Raw genomic sequence first — 24,149 nt, 5'->3', positions numbered from 1 at the left:
CGCTGCCGATTTCTTCGGCAGGGGCAAGCCGCCACGCACGCGTCAACACAGCGTCACACGCGCTCCCGCGCAAGGCCGCCGTAAGGTGTAATTGCAATGTTCGCACCATTATGCAAATCGCTATTGAAGAGAAACGTTGAATCAGGAGGGACCATCGTGCGTCGACCATTCATCATAACAACAACCATTCTCGCCCTCGCCGCGGTCACTTCCGCGCGCGCCGACGATCTCAAGGTCGCGCTGATCTACGGCAAGACCGGCCCGCTCGAGGCTTACGCCAAGCAGACCGAGACCGGCCTGCAAATGGGCTTCGAATACGCCACCAAGGGCACCATGACGCTCGACGGCCGCAAGATCGTCGTCATTACCAAGGACGACCAGGGCAAGCCCGACCTGTCCAAGGCCGCACTCGCGGAAGCCTATCAGGACGACAAGGCGGACATCGCGATCGGCACGACGTCGTCGGCCGCAGCGCTCGCCATTCTCCCCGTCGCCGAGGAGAACAAGAAGATTTTGATCGTCGAGCCCGCGGTCGCGGACCAGATTACCGGCGAGAAGTGGAATCGCTACATCTTCCGCACCGGGCGCAATTCGTCGCAGGACGCGATCTCGAACGCGGTCGCGATCGGCAAGCAGGGCGTCACCGTTGCGACGCTGGCGCAGGACTACGCTTTCGGCCGTGACGGCGTCGCCGCCTTCAAGGAAGCGCTGGCCAAGACCGGCGCGACGCTTGCCGCGGAAGAATACGCCCCGACCTCGACCACCGACTTCACCGCGGTCGGCCAGCGCCTGTTCGATGCGCTGAAGGACAAGCCGGGCCGCAAGATCATCTGGGTGATCTGGGCCGGCGCCGGCAATCCGCTGGCGAAACTCCAGGACATGGACCCGAAGCGCTACGGCATCGAGCTCTCCACCGGCGGCAACATCTTGCCGGCGCTCGCCGCCTATAAGGGCCTGCCGGGCATGGAAGGCGCGACCTATTACTACTACGACATCCCGAAGAACCCGGTGAATGACTGGTTCGTCGCCGAGCACCAGAAGCGCTTCAAGGCGCCGCCGGACTTCTTCACCGCGGGCGGCTTTGCGGCTGCGATGTCCGTCGTCGCCGCCGTCACCAAGGCGAAGTCGACCGACACCGAGAAGCTGATCACGGCGATGGAAGGCCTGGAGTTCGACACGCCGAAGGGAAAGATGGTGTTCCGGAAAGAGGACCATCAGGCGCTGCAGAGCATGTATCACTTCAAGGTCAAGGTCGATCCGAACGTCGCCTGGGCCGTGCTCGAGCCGGTGCGCGAGCTGAAGATCGAGGACATGGACGTTCCGGTCAAGAACAAGCGCTGATATCAAATCTCCTCTCCCCGCATTGGCGGGGAGAGGATCCCCCATCTTCCAGAGTTGTCCTGATGGCCCTGACGTTAGAAACCCGCGACCTCACCATCCGTTTCGGCGGGCATGTCGCGGTCAACAACGTCACCTGCAGCTTTCGCCCGGGCGAGCTCACCGCCATCGTCGGGCCGAACGGTGCCGGCAAGACCACCTATTTCAACTTGATCTCGGGCCAGCTGCGCGCCTCCGCTGGCCACATCCTGTTCGACGGCACCGATATCACCCAGCATTCCGCGCCGCTGCGGACCCGTGCGGGTCTCGGGCGCGCGTTCCAGCTCACAAACCTTTTCCCGAACCTCACCGTCGAAGAGAATGTCCGCCTCGCGGTGCAGGCGGCGAGCGGCACGCATTACGACATGCTGCGGCCCTGGATGGTCCGCCGCAATTTGATCGCGCGTGCAGATGCCATCCTCGACCAGGTCGCGCTCGGCAATCGCCGCGGCGTCGCCGCGACCGCGCTGTCGCATGGCGACCAGCGCAAGCTCGAGGTCGCCCTGATGATCGCACTGGAGCCAAAAGTCTTCATGTTCGACGAGCCGACCGCGGGCATGAGCATCGACGAGGTGCCTGTTGTCCTGAACCTGATCGCGCAACTCAAGCAGGACAAGAGCAAGATCATCCTGCTGGTCGAGCATAAGATGGACGTGGTCCGCTCGCTCGCCGACCGCATCATCGTGCTGCATAACGGACAGCTGGTTGCGGACGGTCCGCCGGCCGAAGTGATCGCCTCGCCGATCGTGCAGGAAGCCTATCTCGGCGTCGCACCCAAGAAAGCTGCAGAGGGCGCCGCATGACCGATCTCCTCAAGCTCTCCGGCGTGCACACCCATATCGGCCGCTACCACATCTTGCAGGGCATCGACCTCGCGGTCCCACTAGGACAGGTCACGATGCTGCTCGGCCGCAACGGCGCCGGCAAGACCACGACGCTGCGCACCATCATGGGCCTGTGGCAGGCTTCTTCCGGTGAAATCAGCCTCGCCGGCGAGCGCATCGAGAGCCGCGCCACGCCCGACATCGCGCGGCTCGGCGTCGGCTATGTGCCCGAGAGCATGGCCGTGTTTTCCGATCTCACGGTGAAAGAGAATCTCGTCCTCGCTGCCCGCGACGCGCCGATGGACGACAAGCAACTGGAATGGATTTTTGGCTTCTTCCCGGCGCTGCGCCGGTTCTGGCTGTCGCGCGCGGGAAGCCTCTCGGGCGGGCAGAAGCAAATGTTGTCGATCGCACGCGCCATCATCGAGCCGCGCAAGCTGCTGCTGATCGACGAGCCGACCAAGGGATTGGCGCCTGCGATCATCGTGGCGCTGATCGAGTGCCTGAAGGAGATCAAGCGCAAGGGCGCCACGATCCTGCTGGTCGAACAGAATTTCTTTGCCGCCCGCGAGCTCGGCGACAACGTGCTGGTCATGGACAACGGCACCATCGTCCACCGCGGCGAGATGGCGGCGCTCGCTGCCGACGTGCCGCTGCAGGAGCGGCTGCTCGGCCTGAGCCTGGAGGCGCATCAGTGACTGACATTGCCGCAACCGATCCGCTGCCGAAGCCGAAGCGCGATCTCGCGCCGATCCTGCTGCCGATCGCGCTCGCGCTCGTCACGATCCCCTTGATCGGCTCGCCCAGCACCTGGCTGACGCTGACCGCCGCGAGCCTCGCCATGGGCATGATGATTTTCATCATGGCCTCCGGCCTGACGCTGGTGTTCGGCCTGATGGACGTGCTCAATTTCGGCCACGGCGCCTTCATCGCGGTCGGCGCCTATGTCGCGACGCTGGTACTCGCGCCGTTCGCGGCGTCCGTTCAGGCCGACTCGCTCTGGGTGAACCTTGCGGTGCTGGCGCCGGCCGCGCTGCTGTCGATGGCCGTGTCGGGCGCGCTCGGCCTGGTCGTCGAGCGCGTGCTGATCCTTCCAGTCTACGGCCAACATCTGAAGCAGATCCTGATGACGACCGGCGGCCTGATCGTCGCCGAGCAGACGATGTACGCGCTGTGGGGGCCGCAGATCATCCCGATGCCGCTGCCGACATCGCTGCGCGGCTCGTTTATCTTCGGCGACGTCGCAATTGCAAAGTACCGCGTGCTGGCGATGCTGATCGGGCTGGCCGTCTTCATCGCGATCCAGCTCGTGCTCAACCGCACCAAGCTCGGCCTCTTGATCCGCGCCGGCGTCGAGAACCGGGAGATGGTCGAGGCGCTCGGCTATCGCATCCGCCGCCTGTTCCTCGGCGTGTTCATGACGGGATCGGCGCTCGCCGGCCTCGGCGGCGTGATGTGGGCGCTCTATCGCGAGCAGGTCCATGCCTCCATGAGCGACGAGCTCACCGTGTTGATCTTCGTCGTCGTCATCATCGGCGGGCTCGGCTCGATCGGCGGCTGCTTCATCGGCGCGATTTTGGTGGCGATGGTCGCCAATTACGGCGGCTTCCTGGTGCCGAAGCTCGCCCTCGTCTCCAACATCCTGCTGATGGTCGCCATTCTGATGTGGCGGCCGCGCGGCCTTTATGCGGTGACCAGCCGATGATGATTTTGTCAGGCGATCCGCCGCGCAGCCGCGTCCTTACTCTCCTCCTTGTCGTCATCATCCTCGCGCTGGCGGCGACGCCGTTCCTGTTCCCGGGCGCCAAGGCGCTGAACGTCGCGGCCAAGATCTGCGTCTTCGCCGCGTTGGTCGCCTCCTACGACCTGCTGCTCGGCTATACCGGCTCGGTGTCGTTCGCCCACACCATGTTCTACGGCATCGGCAGCTACGCCATCGCGATCGCGCTGTACGGGATGGGCCCGAACTGGGGCGCGGTGGCAACCGGCATCGTCGTCGGCCTGCCGCTCGCGGCGCTGCTCGCGCTTGCGATCGGCCTGTTCTCGCTGCGGGTCGCCGCGATCTTCTTTGCCATGATCACGCTCGCGGTCGCCTCTGCCTTCCAGGTGCTGGCCTCGCAGCTGTCGTGGCTGACTGGCGGCGAAGACGGGCGCAGCTTCCAGCTGCCCGAGCTGCTTCGCCCCGGCACCGTGCTGATCTCCAAAAACCTGTTCGGCTTCGAGATCAACGGCCGCATCCTCACCTTCTATCTGGTGTTCGCCGTCTCGGCCCTGATGATCCTCGCGCTGCTGCGCGTCGTGAACTCGCCGTTCGGGCGCGTGCTCCAGGCGATCCGCGAGAACCGCTTTCGCGCCGAGGCGCTCGGCTTCCGCACCGTGTTCCACCTGACTTACGCCAATTGCCTCGCGGCCCTCGTCGCCGCCAGCGCCGGCATCTTGAACGCGCTGTGGCTGCGCTATGCCGGACCCGACACCTCGCTCAGCTTCTCGATCATGCTGGACATCCTGCTGATGGTGGTGATCGGCGGCATGGGCACGATCTATGGTGCGATCATCGGCGCCACCATCTTCATCCTCGCCCAGAACTATCTGCAGTCGCTGATGGGCGTCGCCTCGAAGGCGGCGTCGGAAGCCGGCCTGCCGCTGCTGCCGGGACTGCTGCACCCCGACCGCTGGCTGCTGTGGCTCGGGCTGCTGTTCATCGCCAGCGTCTATTTCTTCCCCACCGGCGTGGTCGGACGTCTCCGCAATAGCGGCGGCGACAAGAGCACGGGCGCCTCGCATTAAGCCGCGATTAATGATGCAGCGCAGCGATTGTCGCGGGAACCCCGCAACCGCGAGGTGTTTCCCGCCCTGCTGCATGCCGGCCTGACCACGCAACCGGATTAATGCTTAGGTAACTGGCTTTCCTAAGCTTTACGCCATTTGTGCGGTGTATTCCTGTCCCTCCAGGGAGGGGGAATGCGCCAGGCCTTTACAGGGATCGCAGCCGGAATGTCCCTAGCCGCGAGACGCGGCTGGGAGGCAGCGATGCGGCGCGGCCCCGTGCTGTGGCTGACCCTGAGCGGCATGCTGCTGGTCGCGGGGATCTTCACCGTCACCGCCATGGCCATCGGCGAGTTTCGCGAGCGGACCCTCGCCAATCGCGAGCGCGAGCTCGAAAACACCGTGCAGCTGATCGCGCGGCACTTTGATCAGCAATTCCAGGATTCCGACGTCGTCGCCGCCGACCTGATCGGGCAGATGAAGCTGCCGGAGATCACCTCAGCCGCGATGTTCCGCGAGCGCATGTCAGGACCGGCGGCCAATGAGATGCTGCGGGGCAAGATCAGCGCCGTATCCTATCTCGGCGACATCGTGATCTACGATGCCGACGGCGAGATCATCAACTGGTCGCGATCCCAACCGCTGCCCAAGATCAACATCTCCACGCGCGCCTACTTTCAGGCGTTCAAATCGAATCCGATGGCCGAGTCGGTCGCACTGGAATCCGTCCGCAGCTTCCTCATCGGCAAATGGACCACGGTCGTCGCGCGCCGGCTGAACGGCACCGACGGCACCTTCTTCGGGGCGATGGTCCGCCGGATCGATCCGGACAGCTACCAGAATTATTTCGCGTCCGTGGCGCTCGCCGAGGGCACGGCGATCTCGCTGTTCGACCGCGACGGCAAGATGCTGGCGCGCTACCCGCATGTCGAAGCCATGATCGGGACGAGCTACAAGAACGCACCGCTGATGCAGAAGGTGCTGACCCACGGCGGCCAGCAAACGCTTCGCGTCACAAGCCCCTTCGACGGCGAAGAGCGGCTGGGCTCGGCGGCGTCGCTGAACCATTTTCCGCTGGTCATCGTCGCCACCAACACCATGAGCGCTGCGCTTGCGGATTGGCGGCAGCAGACCGGCTTCATGGTCACGACTGCCATGCTTTCAGCCGCCGTGATCGCGCTGATCCTCTATCTGATCATTCGCCAGATCGACCGGCAGAATCGCGAGGCCCAGCAGCGGATCGAGTCGGAACGGCAGCGGCTCGACACCGCCTTGAACAACATGTCGCAGGGGCTGATCCTGTACGACGCGAGCGGCACCATCGTCACTTGCAACCGCCGCTACGCCGACATGTTCGGCCTCTCCCACGACGTCATCAAGCCCGGCTGCCACATTCTCGAGGCCATGAGCCATCGCAAGGAGCGCGACGCGTTCAGCGGCGACGTCGAGGCGTTTTGCGCCGATGTGATGCGGGTGGTCGCCGAAGGCACGGTCTCCACCAGGATCCACGAGCTGCCCAACGGCCGCGCCTTCCAGGTCATCAACACTCCGCTCGCGCAGGGCGGCTGGGTCGCCACGATCGAGGAGATCACCGAGCGGCGCAATCTCGAGCAGGAGCGCGACCGCAACTACATGTTCCTGCGCGAGATCATCGATCACATTCCCTCCCAGATCACGGTGAAGGACGCGCAGACGCGGCAGTATCTGCTGATCAACCGGACCGCCGAGGAGCAATTCGGCCAGTCGAGCGAAGTCATCATCGGCAAAACGCCCTTCGATATGTATCCGGATGCCATCGCCCGGATCGTCACCGACGACGACGGCAAGGCGCTGGAGGCGCCCGGGGGATTGTTCAAGGACGAGCACGCCTGGCAGAGCCAGACCAAGGGCGAGCGCTACATCACTTCGACCCGGATCGGCATTCGCGACAAGTCCGGCGAGCCGCGCTACCTCATCAGCGTCATCGAGGACGTCACCGAGCGGCGGCGCGCCCACGAGAAGATCGCGCATATGGCGCATTACGATGCGTTGACCGACCTGCCGAACCGCACGCTGTTCCGCGAGCAGATCGAACGCGAGCTGGAAAAGGTCGCAGGCGGCCAGCAGTTCGCACTGCTCTATATCGACGTCGACGAATTCAAAGGCATCAACGATTCGCTCGGCCATCATGTCGGCGACGAGCTGCTGAAGGCGATCGCGACCCGCCTGCGCGGCTGCCTCAAGCGAGGCGACCTGATCGCACGGCTCGGCGGCGACGAATTCGCTGTGATCCAGACCGCAATCAAGTCCTCCGCCGACGTGCTGTCATTCGTGACACGGATCTACGAGGCGATCCGCCAGCCCTATCATTGCCTCGGCCATCAGCTCTCCACCGACGCCAGCATCGGCATCGCGCTGGCACCACAGGACGGCACCGATCTCGACCAGCTCATCAAGAACGCCGACCTCGCGATGTACGGCGCCAAGGCTTCGGGACGCCGCACCCATCGCTTCTTCGAGCCGGCGATGGACGCAAGCGCCAGGGCGCGCCTGACCCTGGAGCAGGATCTGCGCCAGGCCCTGGTGAATGGCGGCTTCGAGATCCACTACCAGCCGCTCGTCGATTTGCGCACCAACGAGGTCTCGGGCTGCGAGGCGCTGCTGCGCTGGCGCCACCCTGAGCGCGGCATGATCTCGCCGGCGGAATTCATCCCGATCGCCGAGGATACCGGCCTGATCACCGAGCTTGGCGACTGGGTGCTGCGCACGGCCTGCAACGAGGCCGCGACCTGGCCAGTGCATGTGCGCGTTGCGGTCAACGTCTCCCCGGTGCAGCTCAAATGCGACACGCTGGCGCTGCGGATCGCCGGCGCGCTCGCCGCCTCCGGGCTCGCCCCCTCCCGGCTCGAGCTCGAGATCACCGAGGCCGTGCTGATCCGCGACGACGAGGCGGCGCTCTCGATCCTGCACCAGCTCCGCTCGATCGGCGTGCGCATCGCGCTCGACGATTTCGGCACCGGCTATTCGTCGCTGAGCTATCTGAAACGCTTCCCGTTCGACAAGATCAAGATCGACCGCTGCTTCGTCGCCGACATCGCGGAGACCAGCGGCGCGCCCGTCATCGTGCAGGCCGTGGTGAATATCGCTGCCGCGAGCCACATGACCACGGTCGCCGAGGGCGTCGAGACCGAGGCCCAGCGCGAGATGCTGCGCGCGCTCGGCTGCACCGAGATGCAGGGCTATCTGTTCAGCAAGCCGAAGCCGGCGGCCGAAGTCCGCAAGCTGTTCAGCCCGGGAGACGCCGCGCCCGTCGCGGCGGTAGCCTGAGATGGCCAAGCCAACGAGGCCTTCAGCCAAATCCGTGGACGTCGCGGATTCCTATGCGGTGCGGCTGATGCAGCATCTGGTGGTGCCGACCTTCGTGATCGACCCGAAACGCCGCGTCGTGATCTGGAACAGGGCCTGCGAGCGGCTGACCGGCGTCGCCGCCTCCGAGGTGATCGGCACCACGAAACACTGGCAGGCCTTCTACGAGACCAGGCGCCCCTGTCTTGCCGACCTCGTCGCACTCGACCGGCCCGAGCAGCTGCCGGAATATTATTCGGAGTACGCCGCGCGCGGCCATAACGGGCTCGGCTTCTCCGCGGAGAACTGGTGCGTGATGCCGAAACTCGGCAGCCAGCTTTATCTCGCCATCGACGCCGGCCCGATCCATGACGAGGCCGGCAATTTGATCGCCGTGGTGGAGACGCTGCGCGACCTCACCGACCAGAAGCGCGCCGAGACCGCGCTGAAGGAGCTCGCCACCAAGGACGGACTGACCGGCCTGTCGAACCGCCGCGCCTTCGACCAGATGCTGATGACGGAATGGGCCCGTGCCCAGCGGACGCGGAAACCGATGGCGCTGCTGTTCGTCGACGTCGATCATTTCAAGCTGTTCAACGACCGCCACGGCCACCAGAGCGGCGACGAGTGCCTGCGCGCCGTCGCCGCTGTGGTCAGCCGCCATGCGGTGCGTCCGCTCGACCTCGCCAGCCGCTATGGCGGCGAGGAGTTCGCGCTGATCCTGCCGGACATGGATAGTGACAGTGCCTGCGCCATCGCCGACGAAATCCGCAGCGCCGTCATGGCGTTGCGGATCGCCCATGGCGCCAGCGGGGCCGGCGACCACGTCACCCTCAGCGTCGGCGTCGCCAGCCACATCCCAACAGAGGCCGATGGCAGTCCCGACCGCCTGCTGGGCGCCGCCGACGAGGCGCTCTATGCGGCCAAACGGCTCGGCCGCAACCGCGTCATCTGCGCCGAGCGCCTGCTCGCCGAATTCGCCGGTCTCGGCCGGGAGGCGGTTCCTGGCCGTATTGCCCGCAAATCAGCCTGACCGGAGACGGCGGAAGCGGTTGCCCGCCCCTCACCAATCGGCTAAATGAACCTCGACTGCACCCGTAGCTCAGCTGGATAGAGCGTTGCCCTCCGAAGGCAAAGGTCACACGTTCGAATCGTGTCGGGTGCGCCAGTAAAATCAATTAGTTATCTGAATTTCAAGGTTAGGCGCTGTCGGCCGGGTAAGCACAGGGTAAGCAGCGCATTCCGTTCGCGCCTCCGAGCATTCGAGAACCGAAGGCGCAGCGGCTTGGGAGCGACTTCATATCCCGCCAAGCGCGTAAATGGTGGGAAGAGCGCGTGATCAGCAAGAAAGCAGCGGCCGAACTGATTGCGGAGCTGAACGAGACCGACGAGACAGAAAGCCTCGAGGCAAAAAGTATTGCCGAAGCTTCCGTCGGCAAATCTCTCTTCGAAACAATTTGCTCTATGTCCAATGAGCCCGGCCTTGAAGGCGGGACCATTTTGCTCGGCGTCGAAAAGGAGGAGCTCTCCCTCTTCCCGATGTTCTCGGCCGTAGGGGTGAGGGACACCGACAAGGTCTGCTCTGATATTGCGTCGACGTGCGCGACCATATTCAACACCACTGTTCGAACAGACCTTCACGTAGAGCGGATCGGCAAGACTAACGTCATTCGGATCGACGTTCCGGAGCTGCCCGCCCATCAAAAACCGCTGTATCTCGTTTCGAGAGGCCTACCCAAGGGCGCCTATCGCCGTATCGGACCGACCGACCAGAGATGCTCCGAAGAAGACATGCTCTCGTTCTTTAGGGGCAAGGAAAATGCATCCTATGACCGAACTGTCATCGCCCACGCAACGTTCGACGATATCGACCCGCAAGCGATCGAGGCTTACCGGAAATCAAGACGTGAGGCCAATGAGACGGCCGACGAATTAGGCTGGAGTGATGAGGATCTGGTCCACGCGCTGGGCGGCCTACACCGGCTGGATGGAGAACTCAGAGTCACCGTTGCGGGCCTTGTTACATTTGGAAAGCCCGCGGCGCTTCGGCGTCTCTATCCATCTCACCGCGTGGATTATATCCGAGTACCTGGCAATACCTGGGTCAAGAACGTTAGTGCTCAGTTTGATGCTGTAGAGATGCGTGGCCCGCTGGTTACGCTCGCCAGCCGTGTCATCGCTACAATTCTCGACGACCTGCCCCGCGCATTCAGATTTGACGACCAAGCAAATGGTCAGCGCAGCGAGCTGCCACTGCTTCCAGTACGCGCCATACGGGAAGCCGTTGTAAATTGCCTCATCCACCGGAATTACCAATCAGCTCAACCGGTTCAGATCGTACGCTATGGAAATCGTATCGAGTTCAAAAATCCGGGTCACTCACTGAAGTCAGTCGAGCGCTTTGATGACCCCGCATCCATTATGCGAAACCCCCACATCGCCGAGGTAATGCACGAAACGCGGTTTGCTGAAACCAAGGGTAGTGGCATCCGTCGCATGCGGCAACTGATGGAGGAGTCTGGTCTCTCCTCCCCGACCTTCGAGTCTGACCGGGATGCAGATAGCTTCTCGGCAGTATTCCTATTTCACCATTTCCTCAGCCCAACAGACTGGGAGTGGCTTTCAACATTTCGAGAATTTGACCTAACGGACGATCAGAGGCGCGCGCTGATTTATGTCCGGGAGGTTGGCGCAATCGCGAACCAAACTTACCGAGAAATCAACCGCACTGACACTTTGGCAGCAAGCAAGAGCCTGAGGAAACTTCGCACGGCGAACCTGTTGGCGGACCGCGGCAGTGGATCTGGAAGATACTACGTTGCCGGATCCGAATTGATCAGCCGTTTGGCCCCGAACTCCCTAGCTAAGGACGAGGACTCCCTAGGTATCGAAGCGAACTCCCTAGGTTCCCGCGATCAAATCAAGATTGAGGATCTGCCCGAGAGCCTCAAAGTGCGGGTGAAGCTCATTGCATTGGGCAGAAGGGATGCACCCGAGCACATGGCCGCGACAATTGTGGAGTTGTGCAGGTGGAAACCGTTGTCTGCCTCCCAAATGGCGGGATTGCTCGATCGAAATCCAAGCTATCTTGCAACCAAGTATCTTTCCGGTTTGATCAACACCGGAAGCCTGGAATACCTTTATCCCGATCAGCCCAACCACCCCAATCAAAAATACCTTCTCAAGGAGTGACACTTAGGCGGGTGCCGACCGAAGGTTTAGAGGGACGCCCGATGGCAGCATCAACCCCTAGCGGCTTCACTATTAGCCGATTCGGCCTGATCATGCGCTGTGTCCCCACGCATCATCCAGATTCCGCTATCGGGCGGGCGACCGTAAGGCGCAGGCCAAGGGCATTCCGTCAAGCGCACGGGTTGCACGCGAGCTACTACGCCCAGTCCGTGCTAATCCGTTGTGCCGCCGAGGAGAAGCTCCGCGAGGCCGACCGGGGTGTCAGACGTGCGAAACAGTACGCGCGCGAGTTTTCACGAGACTGCGGTCTCCTACGAGCATGAGAGATGCAGTAATCTGCCCGAGCCTCCAGGCGGCGCCCGCTCGGGGGTATCCTCCTAAGCAGACTTCTTGGGATGCCGGCGCCTCGTCGCCTGAGGTTGATCGAGCAGAGATTCATCCAAAGACGGCTCTTCCTGTTTGGACTTCTTGCGCCCACTAATGGGATACTTGAATTGCGGAGAACGCCGCAGTTCGTCCCCGCCGACATCTCGGCTCTTTGCTTTGGATCCTCCATAAGTTTCTCGTGCCAGATTAAGACGAAGCAGATTCGATAGGGCTTCATCCTGTGTAATCGCTGCTTGCCAGCCATACGCAGCTGCGACCACGGCGTCGAGCTTTTCATGAGCGTCTACGAGCCATTGGGGTCTGCTGTTGTATAGAGATGTCAGCGTCCTGGTACGAAGTACGGCAGTCGCGGCCGCGTTCTTAGGAAGAATCTGATCCGGGTAACCTGCGACAACCTCTGGCTTGATCGCGACCTGATCAGCAGGGTTCAGCCAGGCCTCACGTAGATCGTCAAGTCGCCTCGCGGCCTCGGCAATGGCCTTGGCATGCTGATTGCCGGAATAGCGCGCGGCCTGGATGTTTGGTGCAAGGTCTGGCGGGAAAGGAAATGTTTCAAATGTCGTTGTCGGCGTGTATCGCGGGTCGTTGCCAACTCCGAGCCATGTCCCAAGCTGTAGAGACCACGCCTCGTGGAAACGCGAGTGAAGCACCCCGAACGTCGTATAGTCATCTCGAGCTATTGCGATCAGTTGGTGATCGGGACACACGCGGCTGTCCGCCCAAATGAATAGCCTGTGCTTCGCCACCGTTGGCGTAACGATATATCGCTTTGACTTTGCAAGAGCGGTCCACATGGCCGGCCGGGGCTCAACGTGGCGCCACCAACGTTCCCGATAAGTGGCACGCCGGTTCTTTGCTCGTTCGGGAAGGACTTGCTCCCTGATATACTGGAACGGAGCCTCGTATAACGAGGCCTCCTCTTCCGACATCCCCCAACCGAAATCAACGATCCACATGTCACGCGAGCGTCGGGTCATGTCCATTCCGTTACGCCACGGCCGCAGCACGTCAGAGTTCGGCTTGCCATTGGGGTTTTGAGGAAGACAAAGCCATTTGCGCGCAAGCTCTCCGGGGACGTCGAACGCGCCTCCTTTGGTGTCACCCATGAAAGCGACGCTTAAATTTTCGACCAGACGGCGCGCCTTAGTGAGATCGACCGCGCTACTAAGATCAGCATTGATCGTCGCGACAGGACGATTGTCGAGTTTCAGGGCGTCTTGGCCCTTTCCAAAGCAGACCAGGGATACGCGAACCGCGGCACCGTCGACGACCCAAGACTCGTCACTCCAAGCCTCAAAAATGCGGCTATCGACCGCGATATGTTCCAAAATTCTTCGGTTGGCCCCGCCACGAATTGAATTTGTTGCAACCAAGCCGACGCGGGACGCCTGATTGGCGTGCACTGCTTTGCGAGCTTTTTCGAACCAATAACAGACGAGATCAGCCTCGCGAGAAACACGACCATCGTAGACACGGAACAGACGCTCAACCGCCGCGTCCCCGAGCGCTTGGCGCATAAGGCGGACGCCGAGAAATGGAGGGTTTCCCACGATGAACTCTGCTTCGGGCCAATCCGCCTCAATACAGTGCTCGGTCGGTCGATCTTTGGTGCCTTCTTTGCCTGCTCGGCTGAACAGAGTTGGCCCGGCAGCGATGAGGGCGTCTCGGCATTCTATAGCATCGAGCTTTCGTAGGATTGGTTTGGGCTTCGCATGGATTCCATTGCGGAGGCGCCATTGAATATCGCCAATCCAAATAGTGGTTCGCGCCAGCTCTGCCGCTAACGGATTAACCTCGATGCCACGCAAGATTTCTGGCCCAACAGCCGGCAATCGGGGCTCCAGCCCAAGCATCTCACACTCGAGATTGGCCTTGTTTTCGAGATCCTTCACGCCTTGGAGTGCCAGGTAAAGAAAATTTCCAGACCCACAGGCCGGGTCCAATATACGCAGGTTGCGAAGACGCTCCAGGTATCGAGAGCGAGCCTCTTCGGCAGCCTCATACTTGGTCATCCGCCTTCTAGGCCTGTTGCGCATCGGCGGCTTCCGTTGGCCGCTGAGAAAAGCAGCTATTTCAAGCTTGGCCTGATCCCATTCGGCACGAAGGGGACGCAGGATGACCGGCTCGATGATTTTGCTTATTTTATCCGGATCGGTGTAGTGGGCCCCGATCTGAGCCCTCTTATCTGGATCGAGAAAACGCTCGAACAGGGTGCCGAAAATGGTCGGGTCAATCAGGCTCCAGTCCAAGCTACCGGCAGCCACCAGAAGACCTATGTCATTAGACTGAAGCGGTAGAGCCTTCCTTCCATCAAATAGCCCGCCATTGAACCAAGCGATATCGCTTAGATCAAATTCCCCACCTTTCTCCATCGCCTCGAAGAGCTTGTTTAAATAGCTGATGGCTTTGTCGGGATTCTGGGCGGAACGTTTGAGAATCCTGTCAAACAGTGCCTCGGGAAGAAGCTTCACGCTCTGAGCGAAAAAGCAGAAAACTAACTGATTGACGAAATGCCCCACTTCTTCGGGAGTACCTCGACTTCGCAGCCGATGCGCAATAGTAGAAAATTTATCTGCAGCTTCCGCCGTAACCGCTGCACGTGTTTTTGTTGGTCTCAGTTTTTCTGGGTTGAAGAAGACATTTCTCAAAATCTCGCGCTTTGCCGGCTCGACCAAATCATCGAGAGTGACCTCATACGTAACAGGGACCGTGTTGGTCCATGCAGTATGAATCCGGAAACGATCGACGTCGCACACAACCTGCAAAGGAGGGCTTTCCAGAGCCGGAGCGTACCGCATGAGCTGCAGCAGAGCAGATTCTAGGTTGCCATTTTTGCGCTTATACTCCCAGGCAAAATGATCCCGCTTCCAGACGTCGGCGAAACCACGACCTCCACCAACTTTCGTCGCCCCCTTTTCGAAGGCGAAGCGTTCGCCGGTTGGATCGTCTTCGCTAGGGGTTGGGTGGCTAAACAGGCCGCACAAATCAATGAAGTGTTCTTGGGCGCTCTGACGCTCGGTTAGCGATACGCGCTTCCATTTCTTGATAAAGCTCGTCGGCGTCATCTGTGGGAGACCATCAGCGCGTATGCTCATGGTTCGAACCCCGATCGATACGCGACAAGACGGCGGCTGTTCGCCGGCACTCCCTTGGACACGACGCAACCCCCTGGCGCTTCTTGCGCTCTGGGGTTGCATCCTAGCGAATCAGTTCCCGATAGCGAGCCGAAGCAAGCAGAGCGGCAGTTCGGAAGACCCAGAATCTTACTAAATGGTTAACGAGCGGAGCAGCGCCCTGCCGGCCTGGTCAGGGGAATGAGAGGGGGATTGGCTTGCCAATGCAAAGATGAAATCAGTCGCTACCTGCGATGCCCCGGCCGAGGCCGATATACAAATCTCTCGCGCCGCTCTTACCTCATCGCCGGCATCGAACCGATCAAGACAGTCGATGCCGCCGCACTTCGCCGGGACGCAAATTCAGAGCTACAGCATCTGCGGCGTCGAGTTCGCGCTGTATCAAGCTGGCGGTCCACCCTTCCGGTATGACATCGAGCACGCGGTCAACCGCTTCATCACGCCCGGTGGCTGCGAGCCAGATCTGCCGCTCGCCGCTTTCTGTTATCACCCGCACCAAATGAACCCGCTGCATCTTTGTACAAGCGGATATCGAGGCTTAAGTTTCAAGCCAGCGCCGGCGGGTTTCCGCTGCTCGAGGTGCGGTGCGAGCACTGCAAACATACCGAGATGATCGACCTTGCGCTGGTGGTGCAGCCGCGCGATCGGCAGGTCGCCCTGCGCAACTTCCTCCATTGCGGCCTGTGCCAGCGCTCCCTCGAAGAAGCGGAGCCCGTATCTGATGGGGTTGCGTCCGATTGGCAGCCCGCAAGCCAGTGTCGCCCTCCCCCGGCGAAACAAGAAGGCCTCCTGACGGTGTGCAACGATCGGCGACTCAATATTGGAGCAAAAGAAACCCAAGGACCAGGGCGACAATCACGGTCGCCGCGAGAATTGCCATCCATCCTTTGGCGTCGAAATCGAAGCCGGGACCTTTGAAGCGCAGTTGATGATTGGACATGATGTATCTCCCTAGGGAAAGGGATAAATTCCGCGCTAAAGGCAAAATAGCTACTATGTTCAATGACTTAGGGGATAAACAGACACGTAGATCGCGTGCGCTCCGCAGATAGACGCCGATTCTCTGCTCAACGATCGAGGCAGAGTGCTTCAACCGAAGGCTCGCTAAGGTCTGAACCGCAAGGGTGGACACACGCAGACGCACCGATCCGCGGAAGCAGAACCTCTATCCAAAAAGCTGCCATTTGCTCGAAGACCCTTCGCCCGGGACTCGATGGCGCACAGATGAAAGTCCCGCCAGCTCTAGCCGGCGGGCCCTCACCGCGACGATTCTAGTTTAAGTCCAAAGGCCCTCCGAAACGATCTCGACACGCGACAATGTGCCGTCCAGATAGGCAGGGGCGTCGAGAGGCAGCGGCGCGCGAATGTCGCCGTATGCCTTCATTGGATTTTCCTTGTTGAAGGCGGCAACCAAGCGTTTCGCGCACGCAGGAACCCCGTCTCGATCGACACGGCGCTCTGCCAGTTCGAGGAAGAGATCCCCGACAATTTCGTCGCGAGCGCTCCGTTGAAGATACCGCGGTGTTAGGCTGTAGAGCCATTCGTAATCACCCTCTTGCGGGACGTAAAGCGGGACGTCGCTCCGAACAAAGTCGACTGGGGTGGCGAGCATGAGGCCTGGCAAGCGAGCAATGGTGTTTCCGCTCGTGAAGCTTCGGATCGTCGCTGGATTCCGCAAGGCACGCATGAAGCGCTCGTTGATGTCAGGTCGAGTCCGACGCACCGTCCTCCATTGCGCGTACGTAATCGTCGGTCTTTTGCCGTCTCTTGGTGTCGTCAGATCGCCGACGCTCATCCCTGTCAGCAACCCACGCTCCACGTTGTCCAGCATCTGAGGCGTGACAGGTGCGCCTGCGAATGTGCGATTGCACGCGAGACAGAATCGAGAACCATTCGATGGCTTGATACCAGTATTCTCGATGGTAAGCTCATGACCGTATTTACAGTGGCTGATCCGTCGCTTTCGAGACCCGACGACGACGGCAATCTTGGCATTGCGTTCGATGATGGGCCTGAGCCTCGACTCCAAATCCGGATTGTTCTTCAAGGCAAGCCTGAAGCGGATCGCATCCCATGCACCGAGGAGCCTTCTCAGCGAAGCTCCCTTAATGAGCCAAGATTCGACTAGCGCAATGTCGTCGGCGGAGAGGACTCGCGACCCGCCTGACAGGGTCAACCGCTCAACATTCGCAGGCGGCGCAATGACGTCTGCTTCCTCAGCAAAATAGCGGCCAACCCCCTGCCACCTCCGAGCACAAGCTTCGCACCATCGGTGGTCGTACCTACGCTCCGCCTGCATACGAGCAATAACCTCGGGCGACAGCGGATGCCCTTGATTGCAAGCCGCGCGATCTGTGGTGCGTCTGACGATCCCATCCTGGATTCGGGACTTGCTGTTCGCTTTCGCAAGCGCGAGTGCGTTCGCGCCCCATTCCGGATTTAACTCGCAGTGCTTGCGGAACGCATCCACCGAGCAAATCGACGATTCGCCGGTGCCGCCCGTGAGCATCCGAAGCGAATTGCCGGCTTCTAGCTTCGCCATAAACGTGTCCGCTTCGGTCGGGTTCATGGTGAACACTTCACCGTTCACAACCGCCGAAAAGCAGGCGTGACAGAATCTGCGAAGGCGAGAGCGTCCCCCATAACCGAAGCTCGACAGCGGTAGGTTCTGTTCACATCGACGACATTGCTTCATCATGACCGTCTCCATTGCTGATCGTGCGCGGAATGCGCGGCGCGGAGCCGAATCCTGAATCGCGGCGGCGCGTAGACGCGCTTAGCCATCAGGATTTCTCATTCAGCGCGGACAGCATTTGAGTCGGCATGCCCTCATCGTCATCGGGGAAGCGATTTCGAGCGGCCGGCGTCACGTCTTCACGATGGCCGAGGTCGTACAAGTGCTCCCAGACCGCAAGCCACCAATCCTTGAGCGGGTGAACGTCTGTCGGTAACTGAACAGGCGCTCTCATCTGGATTGCGTGAAACTTCCGCCATGTCTCCACGGCGCAAATTCCTGGCTTTGGGCTTTCGTTGACGCCCATTCGGTGCACGCCGCCGTCCGGAAGCCAATGGAACATGGCGAGCGGTTGCCATCCGATAGCCTGCATGGCGACGAGATATTCGGCCGGGCTCTTGAAGTAGCCGGGAGATTCCTGCGGCTCGTTCGGTGGGGTGACGATTGCTGTTGCAGTCGCTGCCGCTGTGGACGCCCCGGCGATGCCGAGATAGGCGAGGAAGCCACGGCGAGATTGATTTGCCATGCCGACTACTCCACTCGCTTCATGCTGTGCTGGAATAGGCGCGGGCACTGCTCCATGCGACCTTCCTCATCGGCAATACCGCTGTCGCTGGTGTCGCCCTCGTCCTCGCACTGCTCCTCAAGTTCGAAACCCGCACCTTGGCACGGTCTCAACTGGCTACCGGACTGGTCGCGGCTCGCGAAGTGCAGCGAACCGTGCGTTGCGTGAGGGTGGTTCTCGAGGAAGCCCAGCGACGGCTCGGCGTCGGCATCGTCTTGTTCAGCGTCAATGTCGGGCACCGTCCACATACCGCCCTGACGATAGCTATTGAGCTGGTTGACCATGCGATCGAAGCTGCCGAGGCTTGGCTCCGCCTCTCCTATGTCCTCGCGCTCGTCTTCATCCTCCAGCTCGGTCATGACGTACTGGTCGCTTCGATCCAGGAACTGGATAAGGCGGTCAATTTCTCGACGGGCTTCGCTCCGCATTTGCCGCAAACTCTCAATGGAGTTCGCGCGGGCGGATTGCTGTGCGGCAAGCCCGGATGTGTGTTGTTGGGGCGCCATAGCTTAAAGCCCCCCATTCTTGGCGGGCACGCAGGACGCGCGTCCCCGTTGCCTCGCGATGGATACCGCGTTGCTCATGTCGTTTTCTCAATGTGAGTGTGGATCTAGGATTTTCGCTTGTGGCCCAGCGGTATGGTTCCGCCCTCGCTCGACCGGTCGCGTTATGAAGGCAAGCCGATTACTTCACCTCCTTTCGAGCTTGCCAGCCAAATAGCTGGGGCCAAAGGGGGTCGAAGTGCTCGCACAGTGCCTCAAAGGCCGCGCGTGCCGCGCTCTCGACCAGATCGATTTGCAGCCGCGGCCACACCGCTGTGGCTTGAACCTGGGGCGTCCAATGGCTGGAGGAGAAGCCCTCGCGGACGCCTTCAATGGTCTCGTGAAAGTAGCCCTCGCACTGGCCGACCGTACCGAACCTGAGTGCGAGCACGCCAATAGCGCGCTGCTCCTCATGTGAGAGCCGGTCCCAAGCTTTGGCGGCATCAAACGCCGCAAGCTCGTGAAATGTCGGCAGGCGATCCGAGAGGGGAATTTCCGCTGGCCCCGCGACTTCAACCGGAGGCGCGGCCCCGCGACGGACGCCGATGATTGTGCGCGCGTTCCAGATCGCCGATCGCTTGCGGTCGCCCTTCTCTAAGAGAACGTCAACCATGCCGCGCGGCGTCTTGGCGCCAACGCTGACACTGAGGACGATTTCGCCCGAGCCGGTCACGTCTCCGCGTAGAAGGTGGCGGGCGGGGACCTTGACGAACGTGCTTTGGTTGGATGGTGCCAGCATACGCGCGCTCCTATGCCCAACGTTGCGGGGGAAGTTCGAAAGCCGGCGCCATGCCGGTGCGGGCAACGCGGGCCTCAGCGAAGCCGCTGCGCATCTGGAGGCCGAGGTAATAGCTGTAGGGTCTGTCGACGTGATGGGCGCGGCCACGGCAGGTCAGCTCGTCAGAGTAATCGGCCTTCGCCCTGGCGTGGGCCTCTGTCATGAGCTTGGAACGGAGCGAGTTGGCCGCCAAGCGCAGCTTGACGTTGACGGCAGCCTCACAGCGGACCAAGGCTGGGTTGAACTGCCCGACCTGCTGATTGGTGAGGAAGGGTGCGGACATAGCTCCGCCGTTCACCGGGAGGGTGCTCTTGCTCATCTGTGTTGCCTTCAGGAGTCAGTCTTGATACAAAAGGATCATACACAATGATCTAAAAGGATCAAGAGCCTTTGGTAGATTTTTCGCAATTGAGAGCAGCGCGTGCGCTGACCGGCCTTTCACAGCCCGAGGTCGCTGAAGCTGCTGGCGTATCTGTACCGACGTTGAAACGTGCTGAGGCGGGAGGCCCAATCAAGGTCGCAGAAGAGACTATCGATGCAATCGCCAAAGCGCTTGAACGAGCAGGCGTCGAGTTCATCCCAGAGAATGGCGGCGGCGCCGGTGTGAGGATGAAGAAGCGGAAGCGCTGATTTCTTATTCAGAAATACCCCACCCCTTTTGGGGCCCCAGCCTTCCTACTTCCAAGCGACAAAAGGTCATTTACCGGGGCTGGTAAATCCGACGAACTTACACACCCCATAAAAGAGGCAATTATTTTGCCCCAAAATTCACGATTCCCCTATCTTTGAAGGGTAGAAAATCATCTTGAAAATCGAAATAAATCGAATTTTCGGGCTCGCCTTGGCAATTTCCGTTCTGCCCGCTCTCACAGCCCAAGCGGACGACATAGTCGGGCAGGCCAGCGTTATCGACGGCGATACGATCGAGATCCACGGTCAGCGCATCAGGCTCTGGGGGATCGACGCACCGGAGAGCACTCAGCTCTGCCGAAACGACGACAGCAACCTCTATCAGTGCGGACGCACTTCTGCGACGGCGCTCGCCGGTCTGCTATGGGCCATCAAGCGGCCCGTGAGTTGCTCTCCGGTTGACCGAGACCGGTACGGGCGCACGGTAGCAACGTGCTCACTTGGAACGCCAGGCCCCGATATCGGACACTGGCTTGTCGCGAACGGCCATGCGCTCGACTGGCCGAAGTACTCCAGGGGCAAGTACGAGGACGCCCAGCGCGGAGCAGAGAAGGCCGAGCGCGGAATATGGGCGGGCAGTTTTGTCGAGCCTTGGCAGTACCGGGCTTGCGTGAAGGCCGGCGGCAGCCCGGCCAAGTGTTCCGACGATAGCAAGGTCCGTCCATGAGACGATTGGCAACTCGCCAACCAACAACTAAAAGTCGTGATCTCCCTCCTGATGACCAGTAGGTAATGACCTTCACTTCTTGGCAATTTGGGGCGTTCGTTGGCGCGGTCTTTACCGTGTACTATGTGCCTTTCGTCAGGAGATTCCAGGTCTACGTGCTGATTACAGCGAGCCTGTTTTTCTATGGCTATGGACAGCCCGAACTCCTGGGACTGCTGGTAATCGCGGTCATCGGAACATGGATCTTCCTGGTCCTCTCATTTCGATGCCGGATTTGGCGATGGGCGGGGATCATCTTCAACCTCCTTTTGCTCGGATTTTTCAAATATAAATTCCTGTTCTTCATCCCTCCGGCCACATCCGGAGGTGTCCTTTGCGATTTCCTCCTGAATCTTCCGCTGCCGGTCGGCATATCGTTCTTCGCCTTCCACAACATCAGCCTGCTCGTCGACCTCCCAAAGCAAGGTCGAGAGGCGTCTGTTTGGGAGGTGTTGCTCTACGTGATCTTCTTTCCACAGCTAGTTTCAGGACCGATTACTCAGGCTCGAAACTTTTTCCCGCAGATTAAGCCTAAGGAAATGACTGCCGTCCCGTTCGTCGAGGCCACGCAATGGCTCGTACTCGGATATTTTTTCAAGCTGTTCGTTGCGAACAACCTCAACGAAATGACGGCCTACATGGCTTATCCCTACTTCGAGACGTTGCGGACGTCCGACAAATGGCTGCTGGTTTTCCTGTATAGCTTCCAAATCTACGCCGATTTTTTCGGCTACTCTTCGATAGCCGTCGGACTCGCTCTGCTATTCGGATACAGGCTCCCGGAGAACTTCGATCGCCCATATCTTTCTCGCTCTATCGCGGAGTTTTGGCGCCGATGGCACATCTCACTATCGAGCTGGCTGAGAACCTATCTGTACATTCCTCTCGGCGGCAGCCGGGGCGGATCCATTCGAACCTACATCAATCTCATCATTGTCATGGGACTTGGTGGGCTATGGCACGGAGCGGGCCTAAGCTATTTAACGTGGGGCCTGATGCACGGCATTCTGCTGGCCTTCGAGCGCCCCTTCCTGGGCAAGCTGGACACTTATGGGATGCTCGCCGGCTTCAGAACTGTGGTCGTTTTTGTCGTAGTGAGCCTACTTTGGATATTCTTCAAGCTTCCGGATTTTGCTCACGCAGCATCATACTTCGCGGGCCTCTTCTCAGAGGCTTCGATCCAGAATCCTCACAAAATCTATCGGTCGCTCGCCTTGGCGTACTCACTTCCTGTCATTTTGCAGCATCTTATGGTGCCACGGCCGTATGGCTCTCGCTGGAGAAGAGCGGTCGAACCATTCGCCTATGGCGCGCTTGTTGCGCTCATGTTCGCGGAAGCCGGTCCGGATTCAGCTTTCATCTATTTTCAGTTCTGAGGTTCAGATGTCCTGGCTGATCAAGTTCGCAATCGCTGCAGGCCTCGGCATCTTTGCGTTCAAAGCAATTGGGGGGACGACCGCTCAGTCGATCGTGACATCGACAGATACAATGAACCTCCTGACTGCGACCAACTACGTGCGCAGCAATTCGCATGGCGTCGTTATAGTGGGAAGCTCATTGTCGGCCAGGCTCTCGGAAGGCTATTTCAATTCACCGCAAGTGGAAAATCTATCGATTGCTGGTGGCGCTTCTGGAACCGGCCTTGAGATCATTCGTCGGACTGATCCGCTGCCAAAGCTTGTCGTTATCGAGTCCAACATTCTATCGCGAAGAACCGATCCGGGCCTCGTCGAGAGGTCGCTGCACCCGCGGTCAATTTTCGAGCCTGTGAAGTGGCTTGCTGGTTCGTATGAACGCTACCTTCATCCCCCTAAATCGAAGCAAGAGGGAGGAAAGGAGGTGGAGGCGATGCTGGCGAGGCCGGCTACCGACGTCGAGGACGGCGAGGCTGTCCGTGAAGCGGTTAAACAGGCAGCTGACGTGCCTGCGGAGGAGTTCATGAAGGGCACCCTCGATGAAATCAATCGCTCAAAAGCGGACCTGGAAGCGCGCGGGGTCAGGGTTCTATTGCTTCACGTTCCATGCTCAGATGATATTGAGAACGCTCCGTTCGCAACCGCTTCGAATGCATTGGCCAGAGAAGCTTTCCCTAAGCCAAGCGCGTGGCTTAAGCTAGAGCTGGATCGTTCTCAATTGCGATGGACCGATGGGGTGCACCTGGACGAGCGGTCCGCCGCATTGGTAGCGCGGGCGATAGACACCGTTACTCTCAATGAACCAAAATTGACTGAATAACGAATGCTATTGCGCATCCCTCGAAACCGCGTCCCTCATCTGGCGCACAAGAGCCGTAACCCGTCGCCTTTCGGCAATGTATCGAGCCGAGTAGCGCCCGTGTCTGAAGGCATTCTGGTTGCCCTTCGGAGCACCCGGCGACGGCCCTCCGTGCATCCAACAACGCCCGTTAGGCATTGCCGGCGACTGGCAGGGCTTCCCGTTTCTGCTCTTCGTCTTCGCACCGCACCGGGAAGCGTTCTGCATATCCAATAGCATGAGGTTGAGCCTCCAAATTCTTCGTAGACCCCCCTGGGGTGGTCACCTGCCCGACGATTGCCTGGCCGCCGGGATATACGTGTACGTGCTCGACAACGACCTTTTGCTGACCCTTACCTCGGTACTTTGAAAGAGCTGCGGCTTGCTCGGCATTGGCTCGCGTCAGCTTCGCCGCCAGCGTTAGGTTCATCTGCTTGCCCTCCACGCTTTGCTCGGGGAGCATTGCGCGGCGGTAACACTCCATGGCAGCGGCGTGAGAGGCGAACAGATGGGCAGCCATCATGCCCTCGATGGTGTCCTTCGGGTTCACTCCAGCCATGAAAGCAAGAATGGCCGCCCTCTTGTCGTCCAGATCCTCGCCCGGCTGCGTGTTGCGACCATACCAGGCGGTGCTGATTACCTGATTGCAGAGCATCAGATTCCATTGATCGGACTTTGACCCGCCAAGGTGCTTCAGCTCGGGCACGCTGTTGTCGAGTTCATCCGGCGGAGGGCAATACGCGACGTTACCCTTACTCTGCAGTGGCGACATCGCTGCGGGCTGCGCAGCAGGAGCGGCGTTCTTTTTGACCTTGTGTGTTGCCATATCAACCTCGTAAGCTGTCTAGGCGCCCGGCGAGTACCTCCACGCGAGGCA

Annotated in this window: 21 protein-coding genes and 1 tRNA gene; 13 read left to right on the top strand and 9 right to left on the bottom strand. The window is 60.3% G+C overall.

Translation table 11 applies throughout. The features are described 5' to 3' along the window. Positions 1-96 precede the first annotated feature (96 nt). The 9 genes from B5V03_RS12840 to B5V03_RS12800 all read left to right on the top strand — a co-directional run bounded on the left by B5V03_RS12840 (position 97) and on the right by B5V03_RS12800 (position 11,483). On the top strand, positions 97-1,341 hold the full coding sequence (locus B5V03_RS12840) for a substrate-binding domain-containing protein (RefSeq protein ID WP_129270660.1): 1,245 nt from the start codon (positions 97-99) through the stop codon (positions 1,339-1,341). Between the two features lie 62 nt (positions 1,342-1,403). After that, a complete protein-coding gene (locus B5V03_RS12835) occupies positions 1,404-2,180 on the top strand; it encodes an ABC transporter ATP-binding protein (protein ID WP_129270658.1) in 777 nt (258 codons plus the stop codon). Further along, positions 2,177-2,899 carry an ABC transporter ATP-binding protein gene (locus tag B5V03_RS12830; protein ID WP_129270656.1) on the top strand — a complete coding sequence of 241 codons (723 nt, stop codon included), beginning with the start codon at positions 2,177-2,179 and terminating at the stop codon, positions 2,897-2,899. The genes B5V03_RS12835 and B5V03_RS12830 overlap by 4 nt, the downstream gene beginning before the upstream one ends. Next, complete coding sequence (locus tag B5V03_RS12825) at positions 2,896-3,906, top strand: branched-chain amino acid ABC transporter permease (RefSeq protein ID WP_129270654.1); 1,011 nt, start codon at positions 2,896-2,898, stop codon at positions 3,904-3,906. Before B5V03_RS12830 ends, B5V03_RS12825 begins: the two co-directional genes overlap by 4 nt. Further along, positions 3,903-4,988 carry a branched-chain amino acid ABC transporter permease gene (locus B5V03_RS12820; protein ID WP_206736143.1) on the top strand — a complete coding sequence of 362 codons (1,086 nt, stop codon included), beginning with the start codon at positions 3,903-3,905 and terminating at the stop codon, positions 4,986-4,988. Before B5V03_RS12825 ends, B5V03_RS12820 begins: the two co-directional genes overlap by 4 nt. Positions 4,989-5,195: 207 nt before the next feature. Then, a complete protein-coding gene (locus B5V03_RS12815; protein WP_433995332.1) occupies positions 5,196-8,273 on the top strand; it encodes an EAL domain-containing protein in 3,078 nt (1,025 codons plus the stop codon). 1 nt (position 8,274) lies between these two features. Further along, positions 8,275-9,324 (top strand): sensor domain-containing diguanylate cyclase, encoded by a 1,050-nt coding sequence (locus B5V03_RS12810; RefSeq protein ID WP_129270650.1) that lies wholly within the window; start codon positions 8,275-8,277, stop codon positions 9,322-9,324. 58 nt (positions 9,325-9,382) lie between these two features. Beyond that, positions 9,383-9,459: transfer RNA gene (locus tag B5V03_RS12805), tRNA-Arg, on the top strand. Positions 9,460-9,626: 167 nt separating this feature from the next. Next, a complete protein-coding gene (locus B5V03_RS12800) occupies positions 9,627-11,483 on the top strand; it encodes an ATP-binding protein (protein WP_129270648.1) in 1,857 nt (618 codons plus the stop codon). Between the two features lie 377 nt (positions 11,484-11,860). On the opposite strand, the gene B5V03_RS12795 is transcribed toward B5V03_RS12800, so the two are convergent. From B5V03_RS12795 to B5V03_RS12765, 7 genes are all read right to left on the bottom strand, one after another. Next, positions 11,861-14,965: a class I SAM-dependent DNA methyltransferase gene (locus B5V03_RS12795; protein ID WP_206736142.1), complete on the bottom strand. Its 3,105-nt coding sequence runs from the start codon at positions 14,963-14,965 to the stop codon at positions 11,861-11,863. Positions 14,966-15,818: 853 nt separating this feature from the next. Beyond that, complete coding sequence (locus tag B5V03_RS42285) at positions 15,819-15,944, bottom strand: polyhydroxyalkanoic acid system family protein (RefSeq protein ID WP_245502206.1); 126 nt, start codon at positions 15,942-15,944, stop codon at positions 15,819-15,821. Positions 15,945-16,280: 336 nt separating this feature from the next. Continuing rightward, entirely contained in the window at positions 16,281-17,702 is a 1,422-nt protein-coding gene (locus B5V03_RS12785; protein ID WP_129270644.1) for a hypothetical protein, read from the bottom strand. A gap of 85 nt (positions 17,703-17,787) precedes the next feature. After that, a complete protein-coding gene (locus B5V03_RS12780) occupies positions 17,788-18,264 on the bottom strand; it encodes a hypothetical protein (protein ID WP_129270642.1) in 477 nt (158 codons plus the stop codon). Between the two features lie 5 nt (positions 18,265-18,269). Next, complete coding sequence (locus tag B5V03_RS12775; protein WP_129270640.1) at positions 18,270-18,731, bottom strand: hypothetical protein; 462 nt, start codon at positions 18,729-18,731, stop codon at positions 18,270-18,272. 256 nt (positions 18,732-18,987) lie between these two features. Beyond that, positions 18,988-19,584, bottom strand: coding sequence for a hypothetical protein (locus tag B5V03_RS12770; RefSeq protein ID WP_129270638.1), 597 nt, complete (start codon positions 19,582-19,584; stop codon positions 18,988-18,990). Between the two features lie 10 nt (positions 19,585-19,594). Then, on the bottom strand, positions 19,595-19,942 hold the full coding sequence (locus tag B5V03_RS12765; RefSeq protein ID WP_129270636.1) for a hypothetical protein: 348 nt from the start codon (positions 19,940-19,942) through the stop codon (positions 19,595-19,597). Positions 19,943-20,013: 71 nt separating this feature from the next. Between B5V03_RS12765 and B5V03_RS12760 the strand changes: the two genes are divergently transcribed. The 4 genes from B5V03_RS12760 (at position 20,014) to B5V03_RS12745 (ending at position 23,254) form a co-directional block, all read left to right on the top strand. Continuing rightward, positions 20,014-20,253, top strand: a complete 240-nt coding sequence (locus B5V03_RS12760; RefSeq protein WP_129270634.1) for a helix-turn-helix domain-containing protein — start codon at positions 20,014-20,016, stop codon at positions 20,251-20,253. A gap of 172 nt (positions 20,254-20,425) precedes the next feature. Continuing rightward, the gene (locus B5V03_RS12755) at positions 20,426-20,980 is read left to right on the top strand and encodes a thermonuclease family protein (RefSeq protein WP_433995337.1); all 555 of its coding nucleotides are present in this window, start codon (positions 20,426-20,428) and stop codon (positions 20,978-20,980) included. A 65-nt stretch (positions 20,981-21,045) separates the two neighbouring features. Then, positions 21,046-22,395, top strand: a complete 1,350-nt coding sequence (locus B5V03_RS12750) for an MBOAT family O-acyltransferase (RefSeq protein ID WP_129270632.1) — start codon at positions 21,046-21,048, stop codon at positions 22,393-22,395. Positions 22,396-22,402: 7 nt separating this feature from the next. After that, positions 22,403-23,254: a hypothetical protein gene (locus B5V03_RS12745; RefSeq protein ID WP_129270630.1), complete on the top strand. Its 852-nt coding sequence runs from the start codon at positions 22,403-22,405 to the stop codon at positions 23,252-23,254. Between the two features lie 6 nt (positions 23,255-23,260). Here the strand turns inward: B5V03_RS12745 and B5V03_RS42720 are convergent, their stop codons facing one another. Both B5V03_RS42720 and B5V03_RS12735 read right to left on the bottom strand, forming a co-directional pair. Beyond that, positions 23,261-23,500, bottom strand: coding sequence for an HGGxSTG domain-containing protein (locus B5V03_RS42720; protein ID WP_283811535.1), 240 nt, complete (start codon positions 23,498-23,500; stop codon positions 23,261-23,263). Further along, positions 23,424-24,098 carry a hypothetical protein gene (locus B5V03_RS12735; protein ID WP_245502205.1) on the bottom strand — a complete coding sequence of 225 codons (675 nt, stop codon included), beginning with the start codon at positions 24,096-24,098 and terminating at the stop codon, positions 23,424-23,426. The genes B5V03_RS42720 and B5V03_RS12735 overlap by 77 nt, the downstream gene beginning before the upstream one ends. Positions 24,099-24,149: the final 51 nt, after the last annotated feature.

The organism is Bradyrhizobium betae (assembly GCF_004123905.1).
Classification (GTDB): domain Bacteria; phylum Pseudomonadota; class Alphaproteobacteria; order Rhizobiales; family Xanthobacteraceae; genus Bradyrhizobium; species Bradyrhizobium betae_A.
The sequence above is the reverse complement of the archived record's forward strand: the minus strand, read 5'-3'. Positions and strand labels throughout refer to the sequence as shown.

What these genes read in the sequence shown, in the direction of transcription:
- B5V03_RS12840 (WP_129270660.1), top strand. Translation starts at nt 97, where the DNA reads ATGTTCGCACCATTATGCAAATCGCTATTGAAGAGAAACGTTGAATCA.
- B5V03_RS12835 (WP_129270658.1), top strand. Translation starts at nt 1,404, where the DNA reads ATGGCCCTGACGTTAGAAACCCGCGACCTCACCATCCGTTTCGGCGGG.
- B5V03_RS12830 (WP_129270656.1), top strand. Translation starts at nt 2,177, where the DNA reads ATGACCGATCTCCTCAAGCTCTCCGGCGTGCACACCCATATCGGCCGC.
- B5V03_RS12820 (WP_206736143.1), top strand. Translation starts at nt 3,903, where the DNA reads ATGATGATTTTGTCAGGCGATCCGCCGCGCAGCCGCGTCCTTACTCTC.
- B5V03_RS12815 (WP_433995332.1), top strand. Translation starts at nt 5,196, where the DNA reads ATGTCCCTAGCCGCGAGACGCGGCTGGGAGGCAGCGATGCGGCGCGGC.
- B5V03_RS12810 (WP_129270650.1), top strand. Translation starts at nt 8,275, where the DNA reads ATGGCCAAGCCAACGAGGCCTTCAGCCAAATCCGTGGACGTCGCGGAT.
- B5V03_RS12795 (WP_206736142.1), bottom strand. Translation starts at nt 14,965, where the DNA reads ATGAGCATACGCGCTGATGGTCTCCCACAGATGACGCCGACGAGCTTT.
- B5V03_RS42285 (WP_245502206.1), bottom strand. Translation starts at nt 15,944, where the DNA reads ATGTCCAATCATCAACTGCGCTTCAAAGGTCCCGGCTTCGATTTCGAC.
- B5V03_RS12785 (WP_129270644.1), bottom strand. Translation starts at nt 17,702, where the DNA reads ATGATGAAGCAATGTCGTCGATGTGAACAGAACCTACCGCTGTCGAGC.
- B5V03_RS12780 (WP_129270642.1), bottom strand. Translation starts at nt 18,264, where the DNA reads ATGGCAAATCAATCTCGCCGTGGCTTCCTCGCCTATCTCGGCATCGCC.
- B5V03_RS12775 (WP_129270640.1), bottom strand. Translation starts at nt 18,731, where the DNA reads ATGCGGAGCGAAGCCCGTCGAGAAATTGACCGCCTTATCCAGTTCCTG.
- B5V03_RS12770 (WP_129270638.1), bottom strand. Translation starts at nt 19,584, where the DNA reads ATGCTGGCACCATCCAACCAAAGCACGTTCGTCAAGGTCCCCGCCCGC.
- B5V03_RS12765 (WP_129270636.1), bottom strand. Translation starts at nt 19,942, where the DNA reads ATGAGCAAGAGCACCCTCCCGGTGAACGGCGGAGCTATGTCCGCACCC.
- B5V03_RS12750 (WP_129270632.1), top strand. Translation starts at nt 21,046, where the DNA reads ATGACCTTCACTTCTTGGCAATTTGGGGCGTTCGTTGGCGCGGTCTTT.
- B5V03_RS12745 (WP_129270630.1), top strand. Translation starts at nt 22,403, where the DNA reads ATGTCCTGGCTGATCAAGTTCGCAATCGCTGCAGGCCTCGGCATCTTT.
- B5V03_RS42720 (WP_283811535.1), bottom strand. Translation starts at nt 23,500, where the DNA reads ATGCAGAACGCTTCCCGGTGCGGTGCGAAGACGAAGAGCAGAAACGGG.
- B5V03_RS12735 (WP_245502205.1), bottom strand. Translation starts at nt 24,098, where the DNA reads ATGGCAACACACAAGGTCAAAAAGAACGCCGCTCCTGCTGCGCAGCCC.